Annotated in this window: 18 protein-coding genes and 1 pseudogene; 10 read left to right on the top strand and 9 right to left on the bottom strand. The window is 43.6% G+C overall.

Annotation, left to right across the window (positions count from 1 at the left end; all coding sequences use genetic code 11):
- Nucleotides 1-81: 81 nt before the first annotated feature.
- Nucleotides 82-1,356, bottom strand: a complete 1,275-nt coding sequence (gene hflX / locus FFM78_RS03670; protein ID WP_137637089.1) for a GTPase HflX — start codon at nt 1,354-1,356, stop codon at nt 82-84.
- A gap of 221 nt (nt 1,357-1,577) precedes the next feature.
- On the opposite strand from hflX, the gene FFM78_RS03665 reads away from it, so the two are divergent.
- Nucleotides 1,578-1,955 carry a YueI family protein gene (locus FFM78_RS03665; RefSeq protein ID WP_137637088.1) on the top strand — a complete coding sequence of 126 codons (378 nt, stop codon included), beginning with the start codon at nt 1,578-1,580 and terminating at the stop codon, nt 1,953-1,955.
- Here FFM78_RS03665 and FFM78_RS03660 read toward each other — a convergent pair whose 3' ends face one another.
- The 4 genes from FFM78_RS03660 to FFM78_RS03645 all read right to left on the bottom strand — a co-directional run bounded on the left by FFM78_RS03660 (nt 1,956) and on the right by FFM78_RS03645 (nt 5,762).
- Nucleotides 1,956-3,131 carry a multidrug effflux MFS transporter gene (locus FFM78_RS03660; RefSeq protein ID WP_137637087.1) on the bottom strand — a complete coding sequence of 392 codons (1,176 nt, stop codon included), beginning with the start codon at nt 3,129-3,131 and terminating at the stop codon, nt 1,956-1,958.
- A gap of 172 nt (nt 3,132-3,303) precedes the next feature.
- Complete coding sequence (locus tag FFM78_RS03655) at nt 3,304-4,098, bottom strand: metal ABC transporter permease (protein ID WP_137637086.1); 795 nt, start codon at nt 4,096-4,098, stop codon at nt 3,304-3,306.
- Nucleotides 4,091-4,807 carry a metal ABC transporter ATP-binding protein gene (locus FFM78_RS03650; protein WP_137637085.1) on the bottom strand — a complete coding sequence of 239 codons (717 nt, stop codon included), beginning with the start codon at nt 4,805-4,807 and terminating at the stop codon, nt 4,091-4,093. The genes FFM78_RS03655 and FFM78_RS03650 overlap by 8 nt, the downstream gene beginning before the upstream one ends.
- Nucleotides 4,808-4,862: 55 nt before the next feature.
- On the bottom strand, nt 4,863-5,762 hold the full coding sequence (locus tag FFM78_RS03645; RefSeq protein ID WP_137637084.1) for a metal ABC transporter solute-binding protein: 900 nt from the start codon (nt 5,760-5,762) through the stop codon (nt 4,863-4,865).
- 521 nt (nt 5,763-6,283) lie between these two features.
- Here FFM78_RS03645 and FFM78_RS03640 point away from each other — a divergent pair.
- Nucleotides 6,284-6,844: a hypothetical protein gene (locus FFM78_RS03640; RefSeq protein ID WP_137637083.1), complete on the top strand. Its 561-nt coding sequence runs from the start codon at nt 6,284-6,286 to the stop codon at nt 6,842-6,844.
- A gap of 182 nt (nt 6,845-7,026) precedes the next feature.
- Here the strand turns inward: FFM78_RS03640 and FFM78_RS03635 are convergent, their stop codons facing one another.
- Nucleotides 7,027-7,983: a ketopantoate reductase family protein gene (locus FFM78_RS03635; RefSeq protein WP_137637082.1), complete on the bottom strand. Its 957-nt coding sequence runs from the start codon at nt 7,981-7,983 to the stop codon at nt 7,027-7,029.
- 619 nt (nt 7,984-8,602) lie between these two features.
- On the opposite strand from FFM78_RS03635, the gene FFM78_RS03630 reads away from it, so the two are divergent.
- From FFM78_RS03630 to FFM78_RS03620, 3 genes are all read left to right on the top strand, one after another.
- Complete coding sequence (locus FFM78_RS03630; RefSeq protein WP_137637081.1) at nt 8,603-9,601, top strand: acyltransferase family protein; 999 nt, start codon at nt 8,603-8,605, stop codon at nt 9,599-9,601.
- 27 nt (nt 9,602-9,628) lie between these two features.
- Nucleotides 9,629-10,510, top strand: a complete 882-nt coding sequence (locus FFM78_RS03625) for an alpha/beta fold hydrolase (protein WP_137637080.1) — start codon at nt 9,629-9,631, stop codon at nt 10,508-10,510.
- Between the two features lie 93 nt (nt 10,511-10,603).
- Nucleotides 10,604-10,798: a hypothetical protein gene (locus tag FFM78_RS03620; protein ID WP_137637079.1), complete on the top strand. Its 195-nt coding sequence runs from the start codon at nt 10,604-10,606 to the stop codon at nt 10,796-10,798.
- Nucleotides 10,799-10,917: 119 nt separating this feature from the next.
- Here the strand turns inward: FFM78_RS03620 and FFM78_RS03615 are convergent, their stop codons facing one another.
- Complete coding sequence (locus FFM78_RS03615) at nt 10,918-11,394, bottom strand: universal stress protein (RefSeq protein ID WP_137637078.1); 477 nt, start codon at nt 11,392-11,394, stop codon at nt 10,918-10,920.
- A gap of 305 nt (nt 11,395-11,699) precedes the next feature.
- Here FFM78_RS03615 and FFM78_RS03610 point away from each other — a divergent pair, with 305 nt between their 5' ends.
- The 5 genes and pseudogenes from FFM78_RS03610 (at nt 11,700) to FFM78_RS13790 (ending at nt 16,700) form a co-directional block, all read left to right on the top strand.
- Complete coding sequence (locus FFM78_RS03610; protein ID WP_137637077.1) at nt 11,700-11,882, top strand: PspC domain-containing protein; 183 nt, start codon at nt 11,700-11,702, stop codon at nt 11,880-11,882.
- A 183-nt stretch (nt 11,883-12,065) separates the two neighbouring features.
- Nucleotides 12,066-12,473: an ArsC/Spx/MgsR family protein gene (locus tag FFM78_RS03605; RefSeq protein ID WP_137637076.1), complete on the top strand. Its 408-nt coding sequence runs from the start codon at nt 12,066-12,068 to the stop codon at nt 12,471-12,473.
- Nucleotides 12,474-12,661: 188 nt separating this feature from the next.
- A pseudogene (locus FFM78_RS03600) lies at nt 12,662-15,870 on the top strand (YhgE/Pip family protein).
- A gap of 148 nt (nt 15,871-16,018) precedes the next feature.
- Nucleotides 16,019-16,390, top strand: coding sequence for an HIT family protein (locus FFM78_RS03595; RefSeq protein ID WP_137637075.1), 372 nt, complete (start codon nt 16,019-16,021; stop codon nt 16,388-16,390).
- A gap of 142 nt (nt 16,391-16,532) precedes the next feature.
- Nucleotides 16,533-16,700 (top strand): hypothetical protein, encoded by a 168-nt coding sequence (locus tag FFM78_RS13790; RefSeq protein WP_171001828.1) that lies wholly within the window; start codon nt 16,533-16,535, stop codon nt 16,698-16,700.
- A gap of 95 nt (nt 16,701-16,795) precedes the next feature.
- On the opposite strand, the gene FFM78_RS03590 is transcribed toward FFM78_RS13790, so the two are convergent.
- A complete protein-coding gene (locus tag FFM78_RS03590; RefSeq protein WP_137637074.1) occupies nt 16,796-17,251 on the bottom strand; it encodes a MarR family winged helix-turn-helix transcriptional regulator in 456 nt (151 codons plus the stop codon).
- A gap of 209 nt (nt 17,252-17,460) precedes the next feature.
- Entirely contained in the window at nt 17,461-17,625 is a 165-nt protein-coding gene (locus FFM78_RS03585) for a FeoB-associated Cys-rich membrane protein (protein WP_137637073.1), read from the bottom strand.
- Between the last annotated feature and the right edge of the window lie 4 nt (nt 17,626-17,629).

The following is a 17,629-nucleotide window of genomic DNA, read 5'->3' as shown; positions in this document are numbered from 1 at the left end:
ACTGCCTAAAGTGTTGGTGTACCTTTATCACTAAAATATTAATGCTACAGTACCGACGCTAAAAATTTTGGGAGCCGTGGTTTAAACTTCAACAAGATACTTGGCCAAACGTTGCCGGTCTTCTGGCGTTACTTCAACCGTTAATTGCGTACCGTTAGCAGTATAATCTTGAGCTAAAACGCTGGCCCGTTCGTTGAGGTAATCGACCCATTTACCATCAGCAAACGGAATCAAGAACGTGACTTTAGTTAGATCGGCAAATAATTCCTTGGTGATCATCTGGGTCAATAATTCCAGTGAGGCCTGATCATTTGCTGAATAAACTAGGTCATGCTCGCCGGTTTGTAATGGAAAGGCGGTATTTGCTTGCCGATCGGCCTTATTGTAGGCGTAGATCATTGGAATATCAGCAATCCCCATGGCGTGCAATGTTTTTTCGGTGACCTTGATCATTTCTTGGTAATTAGGGTCAGAAAAGTCGATCACTTGTACCAATAAATCTGCGCCGGCCGCTTCGGCCAAGGTAGAACGAAAGGCTTTTACTAACTGTGTAGGCAACTTATTAATGAAACCAACGGTATCGCTGAGCAAAAACTTTTTATTATCGGGTAAGGTGATCTCCCGCACACTGGTATCTAGAGTCGCAAATAACATATCGCGCTCGAAAACGGTTTTAGTGGTGGCAGCATCAAAATGGCGCAATAAACCATTCATAGTTGTTGATTTGCCGGCGTTGGTATACCCCACTAACGCCACCGTTGGAATGGCTGCCCGCTCACGTTGTGCCCGTTTTGTTTGTTCGGCGACTTCCATCGTTTTTAATTCGTGGCGCAATTGACTAATTTTATTTTTGATCGTCCGTTGGTTCATTTCCAGTTTAGTTTCACCACTACCACGATTGGCGAAGCCAGGTCCGCCGCCTTGTTGCATCATATTGGCCTGTTCGCCGACCCGTAACCGTGGTAATTCATATTGTAGGCGTGCGATCTGAACTTGCATTTTGGCTTCACGGCTTTTTGCGCGGTTGGCAAAGATAGCTAGGATCAAGCCAGTTCGATCCAATAAATTCATTTTGAGGTCGCGTTCCAGATTGCGAATTTGCGACGGACTTAATTCGTCATTGACCACTAAGGTGTGGGCTTCATTTTCGGCCGCTAATTGGCGAATTTCGTCCAGTTTACCACTACCAAAATAGGTCGCCGCCACACTACGTTCTAAGTTTTGGCGAATATCACCAACTACGGTCATATTATTGGCTTTGACCAACTCGGCCAATTCAGCCATGTCGCTTTCAAAATAGGCTTGGTTCTGGCTGACCCCACCGATCAAAACTTTTGTTAATTCGATTTCTTGCATATTTCCTCCCTAAAATTCAAACTTAAGTTACGGTTAATTATTGGGAAATACGTTTCTTATTACTCATCATAAAAGGCTCCTTTATACCAGCAGGCGCACACTGTGCACAGCTGATATTGAACATTGGTTATGAATTTGTGACGGTACCAATATTCGGTTGATTTGTCGCACTATTATTGTAACATGGCAGTAGAACAAAAACATTGAGAGGATGTTTCTAAATGGCAGATGATATTCAAGATTATTTAAAAAGCCATGTTTTCGGCCAACCACAATTAAAACCAGATGAAAAGCGCTCGTTTCTGGGGAATTTTCGTGAGCGAGTGGCGTTAGCATTGACGATCAAACAATTGCGCACGACTAAGGCCGAAAGTTTAGTCCGGGATGTTTTGAAGCGTTATCCGGGTATGCGGATCTACATTAACGGACGGATGGGGAAGACCCTGATCAACCGTTACTTGCGGGTAGCGGTGGAATTAGATTATCCCTTTACGATCTTGGCCCAAAATGGGTTACGGGTAAGCCAGCCGCTGACTGAGCAAGATTTTGGCTTAGTGATCGCCGGAAGTAAGAAAATAACGCGGCCAGTTGTTCTATAATTAATGACTTAATGGCGCTAAGTTACGCTGATAAATGATCAGCGCCACAACTTCGCAAAGTAAAATTAACAACGCCATCGGCATGTAGGAAGCTTGCCCCATAACACCAACAAACGGTGAAAGGATACCGCCCAGTAAATTTTGCGTTAGGCCGAGCAAGGCAGAGGCACTACCAGCATTGGCGTGAGCGTATTGCATGGCCAGCGAGGCGGCTACGGTACTGACAATGCCCACCATTGCCACAACTAAAAATAGCGGCACTAACACTGCGATCAGATTACGGGGGAAGAACAAGGTGGCCAATAATGCAAGTGCACCAAGTAAGGCCGTCAGTACGCCGCCTTGCAATACACGGTATTCGTTAAAGCGCGTCGCTAAATAGCCAGCTAGTTGCGACATTGCCACGATACCTAAACCATTTAAGGCATAGACTAAGCTAAAGCCTTGGGATGTTAGGCCAAAAATATTTTGTAACATAAATGAAGAACCGGCAATATAAGCAAATAACCCACCAGCAACTAAGCCGATCACTAAGGTGTAACCCATAAAAATACGATCATGAAGTAAGGCCGTCAATACAGTTACGGGTTTTTCAGTTACGGTTGTTTGCGTTGGGTGTGTTTCGGGTAACCCTAGCCAAACACCAACGAACAAAAGTATGCCGATCCCAGCTAAAATATAGAAGATGCCGCGCCAAGTGGTAAAGGTCAGCACATAGCCGCCGATGATCGGTGCAATAACTGGGAAAATACCGTTGACGCCCATTAACAGCGCATAAAATTGGGTCAGCTTTTTGCCGGTGAATAGATCGGTGGCGATGGCGCGAGCGGTGACAAGGCCTGCCGCGCCAGCTAAGCCTTGAAGTGCCCGTAACAAGATCAACCAGCCCACGTTAGTTACTGATCCTGCTAGTAAAGAAGCACCGGTGAAACCGATCATTCCCAGCATTGTCGGTAACTTACGGCCGACACGGTCACTCCACGGGCCAATGAAAATTTGGCCAACTGCTAAGCCGATCAAACAAGTGGTGATCGATAATTGTGTCAATGATGCGCTGGTATGTAACTGTTGTTGCAATTGCGGTAGTGCTGGTAAGTACATGTCCATTGATAGCGGACCAAATGCGCTTAAAGTTCCTAATAAAACTAACAACCATAATTCCCGACGTTTAGTCATACTGTTTGCCTCCTAGATCTGGGCTGTGTTTTAAACTTGATTCCTCACTGGCTTTAGTTGAAACTTAGCCAAAATGTTAACGTTTTTTAGGCCATACGCTAAATTTTCCAAAAAAAATTAGACCCCCAGCAAATTACTGCTGCGGTCTAATTTGTATTTAATCATGCTTAAGTTATCCCTGTCGCCAATGATTATACCCTAAAGCGACCAAATAAAACAAACATTCAATCGACGCAATGAAGAAGGTCACCGGCCAATTAGTGACAAAGCCTAGGTAAAGACCACCCCAAACACCGACCAGCGCCATTCCAACGGCGACCACCATCATCCCGCTAACAGTGTGGGCAAAGTAACGCGCGCTAGCAGCAGGCAAAGTTAGTAAAACAAAAATCAACAGGGAGCCAACGATTTGTGCGGCAACACTGACTGACAAAGCCAGCAGTACAAGAAAGGCGATCGACAAAAAGTTAGTGCGCAACCCCTTGACCCGAGCACCGATATGATCGAAAGAATCAAATTTTAAATCCCGGTAAATAAACAATACTACCAGTAAAACCACGGCCGATAATAAAAGTACTTGTAACACGTTGGTTCGGCTGATCCCGATGATACTACCGAATAAAATATTGGTGGCGTAGCTGGCCGTTTTATTAGCTAAAGATAAAAACAAGATCCCTAAGCCGATGAATAGACTGGAAATTGCACTGATCGAGGCCTCACGGCGGGCAGCTTTGACACTGAGCTGACCAACGATCACAGAACTGACCATGGTGAATAGCAGCATGCCATTTAACGGTGGCCAACCTGCAAAAATACCGAAGGCCGCACCAGCAAAGCCGATTTCTGATAAGGTGTGCGTGAGAAATGACATGTTACGTGCGATCACGAAGACGCCGATAATGCCACTGATAATGGCGATAAAAGTACTCGCTAAAAAAGCATTTTGCATGAACGGTAAACTAAGCATGGCTGACTTCACCTCCGCATTCGTTGCTGATCAAAGCGTCTTCTGGTAACTCTGCGATCGGCCCGTATTCGTAGCCGGTGTGGCGTAATAATAAATATTCGTCTGCGTATTGTTTAGCCAGCGGTAAATCATGGGTCACAAAGATCACGGTTAAATTCTGTTCACGATTAAAGTGTTTGACCAAATCTAAAAGTTCGTATTTCATCATATTATCTAAACTAGCCGTCGATTCATCTAAAATCAGTAGGTTAGGTTGCTCAACTAGGGCTTGGGCCAAATAGGCGCGTTGCTTTTCGCCACCAGAAGCCATTCCCAACGGTCGCTGGGCGATCGCAGTCAAATTAGTACTGCGTAGCGCGGTGGTCACGGCCTGCCGTTCTTTACGCGATAACCAAGGTAAATGAAACCCGCTGAGGTTTAAGCCGACAAAATCGCGGATCGATAATGGATACTCTTCATCTAAGTTACGAAATTGGGGGACGTACCCGATCCGCATTGCCTTACGTTCAGGATAAAAGCGGATCGTGCCGGCGCTAGGTTTTAGCTGGTGCAGTAGGGTGCGGATCAACGTCGTTTTACCAGCGCCGTTTTCGCCGACGATACTGAGAAAGCGACCGCGTTGCAAAGTGAAATTCAAATCTTGAAAAACTTGGTGATCAGGGAAGTTGACCGCCAAATGTTCAACTGCTAAAAGTGGTGATTGCGTCATGGATGACCTTCCTTTGTATAGTAATTACGCTAAGTTTTGTTTTGAATGGCTGGTTTTATGATTTTGCTTGTTGGATCTTAGCCAATTGCTCATATTGACTTAACATCCACTGACGATAATTCTGACCGTGGGGCATGGTTTCAGTCACTTTGATCACCGGGACGTTGTGTTTATGGGCTAGGTTAACTAAATTAGCGATCACTTTATCCGTTGATTGACTATTTTGTACAAAAAAGGCGATTTGATGCTGAGTGATCGCTGTTTGTAGTTTTCTGATGTCGCTAGGCGACGGATCAGTACCTTCTTCAATGGCGCGAGCAAAATGTTGATCGCTGATTTTGTAATCTAGTTCGGCTAAGGCGTAGTTGAATACTGGCTCGCTGACGGCAACGTGCTGCTGCCGACTGTTTTGCTTCAAACGGGCTAATTTAGTTGTGATCGGGTGCAATGACTTAATGTACTTGGCCGCGTTGCGCTGGTAGTCAGCCTTGTGCTTGGGATCACGACGGGCATACACCTTAGCTAAATGGCGGGCTAACTTCGGCATCGTGGCCTGATTGTACCAAAGATGTTCGTTGGCGCCGTTTTTTTTGCCCATTAAATCTTCGCCGACGCGCAGATCAGTGACCTTTGAATTGCCGTTGGCGTTGACTAATTTTTGCATCCACGCATCGTAACCAACTCCATTGGCAATAATGACATCTGCTGCCGCGACGGTGCGTGCGGTTTTCGTGGTTGGTTCAAAGTCATGGGGATCAGTATTGGGATTAGTGATGATCGACGTGACCGTACCATGGTCGCCTAAAACGGCTTTGGCAACTTCACCGTAAAAATTCAATGAGCTGACAACTGTGATCCCGTTATGTTTGGTGGTTGGTTTAGTGGTGCAACCAACTAGGAGCAATAAAAGGCTGGCTAGCATCATTACGCTAGCCCAAAGTTTACGTTGCTTCATGGGTAAGGTCTCCTCTTAGTTAAAAAAGTATAATATTAGCGACTTCAGCCTAAATGACACACCTTAATTTGTTATACTAAAACTTAATTAGGTGTTTTTTAGAATACTTAGCTTAGTTTACTGGTAAAATTTATTTTGTCAAGTAGTTTTATCGCGCTTAATACCCGTAAAGCTGAACATGGACAGCGACTAAATTTACATTTAGTTTCCTTGAAAACTATTATTAAAACCCGTTATTGAACTAGTTCTAAAGTTATTTAAGTGTTAAACAAATGATCAGAGGCGAGTTCAAATAAAATTTGGCATAACGGGGCTTAAAAAGTGCGGGTACTGATTTCAATTTTCTATTGGGTGGGCTAAACTAGGCTGGCGCTGGCTGGGTACAGGTTTCGTTGCTGCGTTAATTTATGGCCCACACCAATGGTTGGTTTTAAAATGATTTTGGCAGTCCGGTAAAATATTTGGGTAAATATATGGCTTATGTTTTGGTGGTATTGCAATTAAAAAAACGGAGGGGTTTCATGGCGATCAGTAAATCAACTCAGGCGGAGTTACAGCGTTACGCGCGTACACAGACGCGGCTGCGACTAGTTAAAAATGAACGAACTTATTTTGAACAATTAGGGATGCGCGTGGGGCGCGACATTCATTATCATGGTATTTTACGGTTTACACCTAAAACTCATTTGGTTGAAGCGGATGAACTGGCCGGTTACATGATCGATTATATTCAAGCATTAACTGCAGCTGGGTTGGCGGAAGATGCAGCATTGGCCCAGGCGGAGGATGTGTTCACCGTCGATTCACCGCAAAATCCGTTGGTGATCAATCCAGAATACCGGCAATGGCAAACTTATTATGCTCAATTGGAGCAAGTCACGTATAAAATTTTGTGGCTAGTGTTTGGCAGTCGTTTGCTGATTGGTACTGTTGTAGGGGCAATGTTAGGTGTTATTGCGGAAAGCCGTTATGCTGATCGTGCGTTGGGCTGGCTTTTCTGGCTATTATTAGTGCTTGGGGCCTTGCTAGGTTTAGGAATGGGGATTGCTGGTATGTTGAAGGTTGCGTGGTCAGAACGTTAACTCAGTGGTCCAAAACGATTAAAACACCGCCAAAAGCAGTTTAACTGCGATTTTGGCGGTGTTTTTAAGGTTCAATATTTAAGCTGGCGGCTATTATTGAAATAAACGGTAGGAAATTGATCCGCTTAAACTGATTCATCAGTTTAATTTGTCTGTTGCAACAGGTTTAACGGTTTATATCGCTAAGCCTTTTTATATTTGCGCATCATTTCTGCTAAATGAACTTCATGGGTAATGAACTCATGGGTCCGGCAAACATAATCATGTTCACGGCCTAATTTTGCGATGTAGCCATTGATATAATCCACTTCAGTTGGTCGGCCTTTAGAAAAGTCTTGGTACATCGATGGGTAATGCAAAGGATTACCGATGCGACTAACGTAATCGACGGAGTCAATTTCTTCTTGCCGCGTTGAGATCATTTGAATACCGGCCCGTTCGCAGGCATCGTAGGATTCGTTCATTAACTGTGTCGCCATGTCTTTGGCGCCGGGATACTCAATGAATTGGCCCATGGTTAGTTCGAACATGGTGCATAAGGTATTGACAACGGCGTTGAAAACAACTTTGGCCATCAATGTTCCCATGAAGTTATCCGTGACGATCGGATTTAAATTAGCGGCCTTAAAGTCGGCCGCAACAGCTTTGATCTGCGGATTGATCTCTTCCGTATAGTTAGCCATGTGCATTTCGCCAGCACCCGCTTCACCAATAAAGTCAACGTCGCCGGCGCCGTTTAAAACAGTGGCGATCATGGCCGTACCACCAATCACTTTGTCGTCAGCAAAGTATTGGCGAATTTTGTCGATATGCCCCATCCCATTCATGGCCGAGAAAGCGACTTGCTGATCATTAAATAATGGTGCACAGCGCTTTAGGACATCGGCTAATTGCATCTGTTTAACGAAAATGATCCAGACGTCAGGCGTGCCTTTGTATTCTTCAGGATAGAAAATGTCGATCGGTACTAAATGACGATTTTCGTGGTTACGAGAAGCGTAAACGCCACCTTGTTCGCGAACTTTTTCCACATTCGGTTGCCAAGTATCAATAAAATCAACTTTGACCCCTGCGTTTTCCTGTAATAATACCCCAAACCGATACCCCATAGCGCCGGCACCAATAATCCCATAATGCATAATAATCTTCCTTTCTGTTAATAAGATTAATTTTAAATGAAAAAAAGCCCTGAAGAGTTTTAACTCCTCAGGGCGACTAGCGCGGTACCACCTGAATATTAATATCACTTACATGATATTACTCATTAAGCGTTTATTTAAACGCTTAAGCTTGATATTGGTGGCTAGCCAGCATTCCTCGTAAAGATTGCGTGTTCAATGACTTTTGACGTAAGGCAAGGTATCTTCTCAGCAACGATACTTTCTGGCAACATTACCTAACGGGGACTCCTCAATTGAATTCACAGATTATTTTCATTTATTTTTAATGGTTATTAGTTTATCTGTAATTTTTATGAATGTCAATTACTATTTTTCAAATAAAATGCCCATCTGGTGGAAAAAAAGCGGTAAAAGTGAATTTGTAGCGATTAAAAAAATTGTAATTAACGTGCTTTTTTCATGCTTCATTCAAAAAATTGCGTTAGGCTTAAACTATGTCTTGGTACTGTTTGCACGCTAGGTTTGGCGTGTAAGGCTGTTGCAATATTATTTTAAGCAGCAAGTTAAGCTGGACGTTATTTTTGCGGTATAGCGTCAGGTTCTAGAATAATTAAAAAAATGAGGGAGGAGTTACTTAATGATCGGAAAACGCCGGATCGCGTGGATCGATATCGCTAAGGCCATTGGTATTATTGCCGTAGTGATCGGCCATGCTTATCCTGAGCATGATACGTTTTATAAAGTTTTGTATTGGTGGCATATGCCGCTATTCTTCATGATTGGCGGTTTCTTTCTTCGCCCTTTGCAATTAGGCCAATTTAAAACTTTTGTCCACCACAAGTTACTGCCGCTGCTTCGTGAATATTTTGGTTTCGGTTTGTTTTTGACGATCGTCAGCGCGTGGATCACGCCGGCGCATTGGCCCGGAGTATTAGCAGCATTAAGTAATCTGTTTTATGGTGGTACTCGTCTCAATGGGGTGCTTAGTGCCTTTTGGTATATGACGGTTTATATTTTGGCAGTCACGTTGTTAACCATGTTGATTTCGTTTATCCCGCAAAATTGGTTACGGTGGTTGATCGTCACGGTGGCCTTTCTATTGGGGACCAGTTATTCTAATGCGGCGGATTTATTTGGGTTTACTTTGCCTGGCGATGCAGATGTGACCCTTTGTGCATTATTTTATATGTATGCTGGGCGTGAATTGTTTCGCTATCACCGCCAACGGCTACGTTCTAATTGGTGGTTAGCGGTGATCATTGGTGTTAGCAGTATTAGTATTATGGCGCAACAGTGGGGGATGATCGATCTACATTTATATTTGAAATCGCACGAGATCACTAGTCCAAGCTTAGCGCTAGTGCTACCTTTGATTTTATGTAACGTAATTTTTATGCTGGCTTATTGGCTTCAATATACACCATTAGTTAATGGCCTGACCTTTATTGGTAAACATACAATGATCATCATGTACTTACACAAATTAATCTTTGCGATCTTTCAACAGTTGACCGGTAGCTCGTGGTTGCTTTTGGTTATTGCTGGCATTGTGATACCATTGATGATAATGATGCTATTGGAGCAGTTAAAGGAAAGTCGCCAACGACTATTTTGGCTGGCCCCACAACTACAATGAAAATTAATGAATAGGTGTGATCTAGGAATGAAGAAGTGGCGGTTATGGGTGATCGGCTTACTTGGAACGTTCTGCTTAGGGGCGGTACTATTGACTTGGTATCAGCAGCATCAGCAAAGCAGCCGTTATTTAAGTTCGCCGACGCCAACGTTATTTGTTCACGGTTGGCGGGGAACTGCCCATTCAACGGACCAAATGATCACCGCCGCGACTGAAGTTGGCGCGGCTAAAAAAGTTCTAACGGTGACTGTTGGTTATCATGGACGGTTAACGTATAGTGGTTTTTGGCGAAAAAATCAGCGTAATCCGATCATTCAGGTTGTTTTTGCTAATAATCGGGCTGGTGAAGTTCAGTATACGCGGTGGCTTTGTAAGCTAATGCGCGATCTCAAGCGGCGCTATCATGTTAAGCAGGTTAATTTAGTGGGTCATTCCATGGGTGCCTATGCGGTAGTTGCTTACGCCATGGCGGCAGGTAATAGGCGGGCCTATCCGCGCTTGAATAAATTAGTGGCGATCGCCGGGCCTTTTGACGGCATTATCGGTAGCTCAGCAGTGTCCCATCCAGATGATGGCACGACGTGGACTGATCGACCGCACCAAAACCGCCTAATGGCCAACGGCGAACCGTTGATCGTTCATCCAGAGTATTTACGTTTGGAACGTTTACGGCGGCGTTTTCCTCAGCAGGCGCAGGTGTTGAATATTTATGGTGATCTCAAGGATGGTACTGCAGCAGATAAAGTGGTCACGTTGGTTTCCGCTAAATCATTACGTTATTTGGTGGCTGATCAGGCGGCCAGTTACCAAACCCAGAAAGTAACGGGACCTAATGCGGAGCACAGTCGCTTACACCAAAACAATCCAGTAGTTGATGGCGCTTTGATCGCTTTTCTGTGGGGGAAATAAGGGTAACTTTGCAAGTAGCAGGTGAATATGCTAAGATAGCTTTTGTTTTGAATGACGAGGAAACTCGTTAAAAAGGCAAAGGTGGCTTAATTGATGAAGACAAGCTGGAAGATCGTCTTTGCGCTCATCGGCTGTTTAGCAGTTGTGCTGGGTGTTTTGGCAATATTACAGTTGCCGTGGGCATTCACGTTGCTAAACGCAGTTACGACTGTGCTGCTAGCCAGCATTTTAGTGGCGATCATTGCTTACGTTTTCGGCGTGATCGAGTCGAGTATACGCCGTAATTAGAACATGTCTACGGACATGAGTGAAGAACTTAGTACAAAACACTGGACGATATAAAAAGCAAGCCGTTAGTTGTGAAGAAACACAACTAACGGCTTGCTTTTTTATATCAACCTGCCGATTTATTTTTCTAATGAAGTGTGATTATCAAGCTTGGTTTTAACCACAAGCACATCGGGTAATGCGTGGCGATTAACATATTCCGTAACCGAACCCACTAACACGCGTTCAACGGCATTTAGGCCCGTTGCGCCGATCATGATCAAGTCATTATGATGTTCTGCTGGAAAATCTTGGGCGATCACCGTTTTAGGACTGCCAAAACGGACATGAATATCAATATCTTCGAAGTTGTCATTGGTTTTAGCTTTGGTGACGATTTCTTCTAAATATTTTTGTGCATCTTCAGACATTTTATAGATCACATCGCCATCGATCAAACCAGAATAATTATAACTGTATTGTTTGGTGTCGAGAATGTTTAAAAGATCAATGTGCGCTTGATTCCGTTTAGCAACTTCGATGGCCTTTTCTAAAGCTAATTCTGCTTCGTCAGAACCATCCATGGGCACTAAAATGTTGCGATATTCTTGTAACATAATACTTCCCCCGCTTTCGTAATATAGTTGACAATACTATTATAGTCTAATTAGGCGTAACTTTTCAGCAAAAAAGGATAAAAAATGCCCACTACTAAGTAGCAGGCACATCATCTTAAGAAATGAGGTTAAGCAGTCCTCAAGTCAAATTTACCATTAAATTCGCTGCAGGTAAATCTTTTTTCGCAGAAAGTTCAGTCCTCAGCGCAAGACAAAACTCAGCCGTAAGCATGATGCTGGTTGCTTGATTGTTTTTTATAATTAACTTAACAGATCAGGAGATTAGTAAAGGGGGGAGCTTGGTGATGAATAAACTACACAAATCCGCGAATAATCGGATGGTTGCCGGCGTTCTTGGTGGTTTTGCGGAACGCTATGGCGTCGATGCAACGGTTCTACGGGTCATTTTTGCTGCATTGGCAGTGGTGACGATCGGTTTTCCAATGGTGATCCTTTACGTTTTAGCTGCGGTGATCATGCCTGATTAAAGGTAGCGACTAAAATAAGGTTGTTCCGCTTGAAAAATGACTAAAAAAAGTTTTTAATGCAATTTAAAGCGTTATACTTTTTACCACCGCGCAGGTTGCGCGGTTTTTTGCATAGTTGATGGTGATCAATTTATTTTACTAAGTATTCCCGTAAATTAAGTTAAAGAGAGCGAGGCTAGACTTATGATCAAAATGTATTTTCATACCAGTGACCCGGCTAAAAATAAAATGGTTCGGTGGTTCAAGCGCCAACATTTAGGCGTGCAAATTCGCAATATTTTGCAAAAGCCGCTGAGCAAAACAGAAATTACGCAACTATTTTTAATGTCAGATAATGGCACTGCTGATTTATTGGCACAACGTTCCAAGGCTGCTCAGGCGTTAAAATTAGACGATGACGTGACTTTTAACCAAATGGTGGATACCGTACAGGCCCACCCCCAGATCTTGAAGAATCCGATCGTATTTGATGAGCATAGTTTGATCACCGGCTTTAATTTGGAGAAAGTCGGCGTCTTTATTCCGGCCAAGCAACGCAAGCGAGAGCGGTTGTCATTATTTGGTCAACTTTACCAGGCGGATTTGATTTAAATTGGGTGTTTTTTAGGGTTGTCAGTCTAAAATGAAATCGTTTTAATTTGTAGCCGGACATTTTTATTAAAGTGTCCGGCTACAAAACACTGGTTTATTTGTAGAATATTCTCTAGAGTGTTTTATGGATATTAAAAGTAGCGGTTTTCTTTTAGATAATTAGGTGGGGAAGGAATTAAGTAATGAAAATGGTTAGAAATGAGTGGCGTTTTATTCGTCACAATCGGTTGATTTTACTATCGGTGATCGTCATGACGTTGATCCCGTTTTTGTATAGCGTCTTCTTTTTAAAGTCGGTTTGGGATCCATACGGTGAAACCCAGGCGTTACCAGTGGCGGTGGTCAATCAGGATCAGCCGGTCAAGTATAATGGGGAGACTTTAAATGTTGGCCAACAAACGGTCCAAAAGTTGAAGCATAATAAGCAGTTAGGTTGGCGTTTTGTTTCGGCTAAGCAAGCACAACAAGGGCTGAAGGCGAAGAAATATTATACAGTGATCACGTTGCCGAAGAATTTTCGGCGAACGCGACCACAGCGCTAAATAAAAACCCGAAGAAAATGGAATTAACTTATAAAACAAATGATTCGTTGAATTATATCGGCGAGGTCATTAGCCAGGTTGGAACCACGGCCCTGGACAAAGAAATTCGGGCAGCAGTCACTAATGCCTATGCTAGTGCTATGTTTGACCAGTTACATGTAGTTGGCAAAGGAATGACAACGGCCGCCAAAGGGGCGACGCAACTGGATAATGGCTTGGTCACATTCAATGATGGCCTTGGCCAATACACAGTGGCCGTTTCTCAAGTCAATGCTGGTGTTCAAACACTGAAAGTCAGTGTTAAACCGTTGGCCAGTGGGGTGCAGCAACTTGCTACTGGTGGCGATCAACTAGCCACCGGCGTTAAAACTTATACTAATGGTGTCGGCCAATTGGCCACCGGTATTACCACGCTACAAAGTGGTGTCGGGCCATTGGCCAGTGGTGTGACCAAATTGGCTACTGGTGGGAATCAGTTGGCAGCAGGGACGACCACATTGCAAAATAGCGTTGGCCCATTGGCTGGTGGTGTCACCAAATTGACCAGCGGCGGCAATCAGTTAACAGCTAAATCCAGCGTACTGAACAGTGGTGCACAACAGGTTTCCGGCGGCCTTGCCACGTTGCAAAGTAATGTTGGTCCGTTAGCTAGCGGCGTCCAACAATTAGCCACTGGCGCCAATACGCTGCAAACTGGCGTTTCAAAATATACGGCGGGCACTGAAAGCGCACAAAAAGGTAGTGGGCAACTCGCTACTGGGTTGACCCAAGTCAATAGTTCGGTCAAAACGTTACCCGCAAAGGTGACCGAGCTCAATACTGGTTTACAGCAGTTGGAAACAGGCAGCAAAGCAGTAGCTGATGGTATCTTAAAAGTTAATCAAGGTGTTACCAGTCAAGATGCACAATTAACGGCTTTAAATACTGGTTTAGATCAAATGAAGAGTGGGCTGACTGCCTTAAATGAGCAAGTCAATGCCACCGAAGTAACAGCAACCATCAGCCAGTTACAAAGCCAAGTTGATCGCCTTCAAGGTGCGGTAACAACTACAACGACTAGTTTGACTACCATCGGTAATAATACAGCAAGTTCGGCTAAGGCTGTGACCGCGATCGATACTAATGCGGTTCAGGCCAGCAATTTAAGTGCGGCGCAAAAAGCAGCGATTATCAGTGCCGTGTAGACTGTTGGTACCGCACAGAAAAGTAACCAAACTGAGTTGCAAAATGTTCAGACTGCCTTAGCACCTTTGAAATCAATTGATGTGACTCAGTTAAAAACATTAGCAACTAAGGTACAATCACTCCAAGGTGCGATCAACCAGCTATATGCTGGCTACGTTACAGGTACTAATGGTCAACCATCACTCTATGCTGGTAGTCAAAGTGCGATCAAAGGATTACGGACAGTTGCTACTAATACGGCTTCGGATAGTGAATTATATCAAGGAGCTACCCAAGTTACGGCTGGCTTAGATCAGAGCGTTACCGGCGTTAATGAATTAGCGGCTAAGTTACCTAGTTTGACCACGGCCTTAGCCCAATTAACAACGGGCGCCAACAGTTTAGATAGTGGGTTGAACCAATTAACCGCTAATTCGGTTGCCTTAAACTCTGGGGCGACGGCGTTAACTGGTGGGATCAGTACAATGAACACCCAGTTACCGACTTTAACGACTGGTGTCGCTAAATTAGCAACAGGTTCAAATCAGGTAGCAACTGGTGTTGGTCAATATACTGCAGGCACCGACCAAGTTGCAGCCGGACTGAATACAATGAATGGGCAAGTACCGGCTTTAGTTGCTGGTGTGGGGACTTTAAATTCTGGGGCGACTCAGTTAGCCGGTGGTTTGAATACACTAAATGGCCAAGTACCAACTTTAGTTAGTGGTGTTAGCCAACTTTATTCCGGCGCGCAAACGCTAAATGCCAATTCAGGCACTTTAAATTCTGGCGCGACGCAATTAGCCGGTGGCCTGAACACGATGAATAGTCAGGTTCCCACATTAACTGCCGGGGTAACTAAATTAGCTACAGGGACAAGTCAACTAGCCGCTAAATCGCCAGAATTAACGACGGGCGGTGATAAATTAAATAGTGGCTCGAAAACTTTAGCAGTGGCCTTGACAGCCGGTGGCAAAAAAGTTAACGGGATTCAAACAACAGCAAAAACGGCCGATATGTTTGCTAGTCCAACCAAACTCAGTCATAAATCATATAGTTACGTACCGAATTACGGTCATGCGTTAGCGCCATATGTTTTATCGCTAGCCTTGTATGTCGGTGCGATTGTCTTCAACTTTGCTTACCCAATTCGTAAGATTTCGACTAAAGGACAATCAGCAACTGCGTGGTTCTTCAGCAAAGTTTCTGTTGGGGGCGTCGTTGCGATTATGATGGCAGTATTAGAGGCAAGTTTGATGTTATTGTTCGGCTTGCAAGTTGATCATATTGGCGCTTTCTATCTGATCGCGATCATTTTCGCACTGGCGTCGATGTTTCTAGTCATGCTATTGTCAATGGCCTTCGATAACCCTGGTCGCTTTGTCGCTATGGTCTTACTGATGTTGCAATTAGGTGGTTCTGGGGGGACCTTCCCAATGGAAGTGACTAATTCGTTTTATAATGCGATCCACCCGTATATTCCGATGACTTATTCGATTCTAGGCTTCCGTCAAGCCATTACTTCTGGCCTAGGTAGCGGACAAGTTTGGAGTTCTATCGGTACCTTGTTAGGTATTTTAGGGGTCAGCTTATTACTACTTTGGTGGACTATGCGCGTTCTACAGAAAATTCATCTAAATGGCGTTTCGCAATTGGATGAAAATCAGCAGTTACAAAAATTAGAAGATTAATGGCAATTAAGAAATCAATTCCTAGTCGATTGATTTCTTTTTTTATGGCTTAAAGGGCGCCATTAAAAATAAGTTTAGCAGCCCTGGTCATTAATCTAAATACGCGGTAGCATAGGCATGATGTTGATAAATAAAAGGAGGCCACCTGTTGCTAGAAAAGGATTGTATTTTTTGTCAACCACAGAATAGAAATTATTTGTTAGAAAATCAAACGGCGGGTTTATTATTGGATATTCACCCTGTTTCACCAGGCCACGCTTTGATCATTGCTAAGCAACACTACCCAACTTTTTTTGATCTGCCCCTTAATGTGCGCATGGATATGAATACCTTGCTAGATGAGGCGAAAACTTATTTAGATCAGCGTTATCATCCAGCAGGTTATAACATCGACATTAATGTTGGTCCGGTAGGTGGTCAGAAAATTATGCACTGCCATATTCATCTGATTCCCCGTTATCATTATGAAGATCAACAACAGACTACTTTGCAAAAATATTTACCTCTAGATTTGACTTAATGAACGAATTACACCGCTGAAATCGATTACGTGGTGGCAACATCATGTATTGATTCTCGCTCACAGGCAACCTATAATAGAAACATCCAGCAAAAAAAGTACTACGAACTTGGCGGTTGAGCTCGTAGTTGGAGGCGAGAACATGCGGATTCACTTGAGAAGTCATACTAAAGACCGCAAAGTATCTGAAACAGGATCACATGATTTTAAAGATATGGTGAGACAGGCGCAACAATCAACTAGTGATTTTCGCCGCTTACAAGATAAATTTGCTAAGCTGACCGTTAAGTATAAAAAGAAGTCTAAATAAAAAGGTGAACGCATAAGTGCGTTCACCTTTTTATTGCCTGATAACAAACGGTCAAGGCCATTAATGGCCCTCCTAAGCAATTTTCGGTTCACTTTTTAAATTTCCATAGTGTGGTTGTCGGTGAATTGATGTAAATGTTCCGTGATCAGATCCACTTCAGACTTTAAGGAACGGTATTGTTCCGGTGAAAAATTTAGATGCGCTAAGCAACTATTGACCCGGGTGTAGATTTTATCCCGGTTCGCTAGGGCCTTCTGGGTCAGGTAAATCAATACCCGCCGTTCATCGGCCTTGTCCCGGCGCCGTTCGACCCAACCATCTTTTTCTAAACGCTTAAGTAATGGCGTTAAAGTGCCACTGTCTAAATTTAAATAGTGGCCTAGATCATTGACCGTCAATGTGTCATGTTCCCACAAAGTCAATAACGCAATAAACTGTGGGTAGGTCAGATGAAAGGGTGCCAATGCAATTGCGTAGTACTTATTGTATTGCTTTTGCGCTGTGTAGAGTGAAAAACAAAGTTGCTCCTCCAAACGAATCGGCTTAGTCATAATATATCCCCCTAAAATTGCCGGTCACAAAGCGCGGTAATGTGACTTAAACTGCCAATAAAACAAACAAACAAAATAGTTTAGCTTTCAAATACATTTTACACAATTTTATTGCTTTCGTCAGCACTTTTGCTTAACAAAGTTAAAAATTATAAACAAAAAAGGCCGTTCTAATTGAACTAGCCAGCCTTAGTTTGCCACACCTCATGTTAACTTGGCCGCCGCTTAGCGGTTAATGACATCTTTTTAGCTGCACATTTATAATCACAAGCCGCACATTTACCTTGTTTCGACTTGCGCACTACCTTAACGATCTGCCAAAAAGCTAAACCAACAATGGCGGCCGTGATCAGAATATTAACGATTAAAGCCATCAAG

Origin of the sequence: Loigolactobacillus binensis (assembly GCF_005405165.1) — a bacterium.
In the GTDB taxonomy this organism is placed as follows: Bacteria; Bacillota; Bacilli; order Lactobacillales; family Lactobacillaceae; genus Loigolactobacillus; species Loigolactobacillus binensis.
This window is presented reverse-complemented; position numbering and strand designations above follow the sequence as displayed.

Bases quoted from the DNA above. Each gene is read 5' to 3' on its own strand.
- hflX (WP_137637089.1), bottom strand. From the start codon at position 1,356: ATGCAAGAAATCGAATTAACAAAAGTTTTGATCGGTGGGGTCAGCCAG.
- FFM78_RS03665 (WP_137637088.1), top strand. From the start codon at position 1,578: ATGGCAGATGATATTCAAGATTATTTAAAAAGCCATGTTTTCGGCCAA.
- FFM78_RS03660 (WP_137637087.1), bottom strand. From the start codon at position 3,131: ATGACTAAACGTCGGGAATTATGGTTGTTAGTTTTATTAGGAACTTTA.
- FFM78_RS03655 (WP_137637086.1), bottom strand. From the start codon at position 4,098: ATGCTTAGTTTACCGTTCATGCAAAATGCTTTTTTAGCGAGTACTTTT.
- FFM78_RS03650 (WP_137637085.1), bottom strand. From the start codon at position 4,807: ATGACGCAATCACCACTTTTAGCAGTTGAACATTTGGCGGTCAACTTC.
- FFM78_RS03645 (WP_137637084.1), bottom strand. From the start codon at position 5,762: ATGAAGCAACGTAAACTTTGGGCTAGCGTAATGATGCTAGCCAGCCTT.
- FFM78_RS03640 (WP_137637083.1), top strand. From the start codon at position 6,284: ATGGCGATCAGTAAATCAACTCAGGCGGAGTTACAGCGTTACGCGCGT.
- FFM78_RS03635 (WP_137637082.1), bottom strand. From the start codon at position 7,983: ATGCATTATGGGATTATTGGTGCCGGCGCTATGGGGTATCGGTTTGGG.
- FFM78_RS03630 (WP_137637081.1), top strand. From the start codon at position 8,603: ATGATCGGAAAACGCCGGATCGCGTGGATCGATATCGCTAAGGCCATT.
- FFM78_RS03625 (WP_137637080.1), top strand. From the start codon at position 9,629: ATGAAGAAGTGGCGGTTATGGGTGATCGGCTTACTTGGAACGTTCTGC.
- FFM78_RS03620 (WP_137637079.1), top strand. From the start codon at position 10,604: ATGAAGACAAGCTGGAAGATCGTCTTTGCGCTCATCGGCTGTTTAGCA.
- FFM78_RS03615 (WP_137637078.1), bottom strand. From the start codon at position 11,394: ATGTTACAAGAATATCGCAACATTTTAGTGCCCATGGATGGTTCTGAC.
- FFM78_RS03610 (WP_137637077.1), top strand. From the start codon at position 11,700: ATGAATAAACTACACAAATCCGCGAATAATCGGATGGTTGCCGGCGTT.
- FFM78_RS03605 (WP_137637076.1), top strand. From the start codon at position 12,066: ATGATCAAAATGTATTTTCATACCAGTGACCCGGCTAAAAATAAAATG.
- FFM78_RS13790 (WP_171001828.1), top strand. From the start codon at position 16,533: ATGCGGATTCACTTGAGAAGTCATACTAAAGACCGCAAAGTATCTGAA.
- FFM78_RS03590 (WP_137637074.1), bottom strand. From the start codon at position 17,251: ATGACTAAGCCGATTCGTTTGGAGGAGCAACTTTGTTTTTCACTCTAC.
- FFM78_RS03585 (WP_137637073.1), bottom strand. From the start codon at position 17,625: ATGGCTTTAATCGTTAATATTCTGATCACGGCCGCCATTGTTGGTTTA.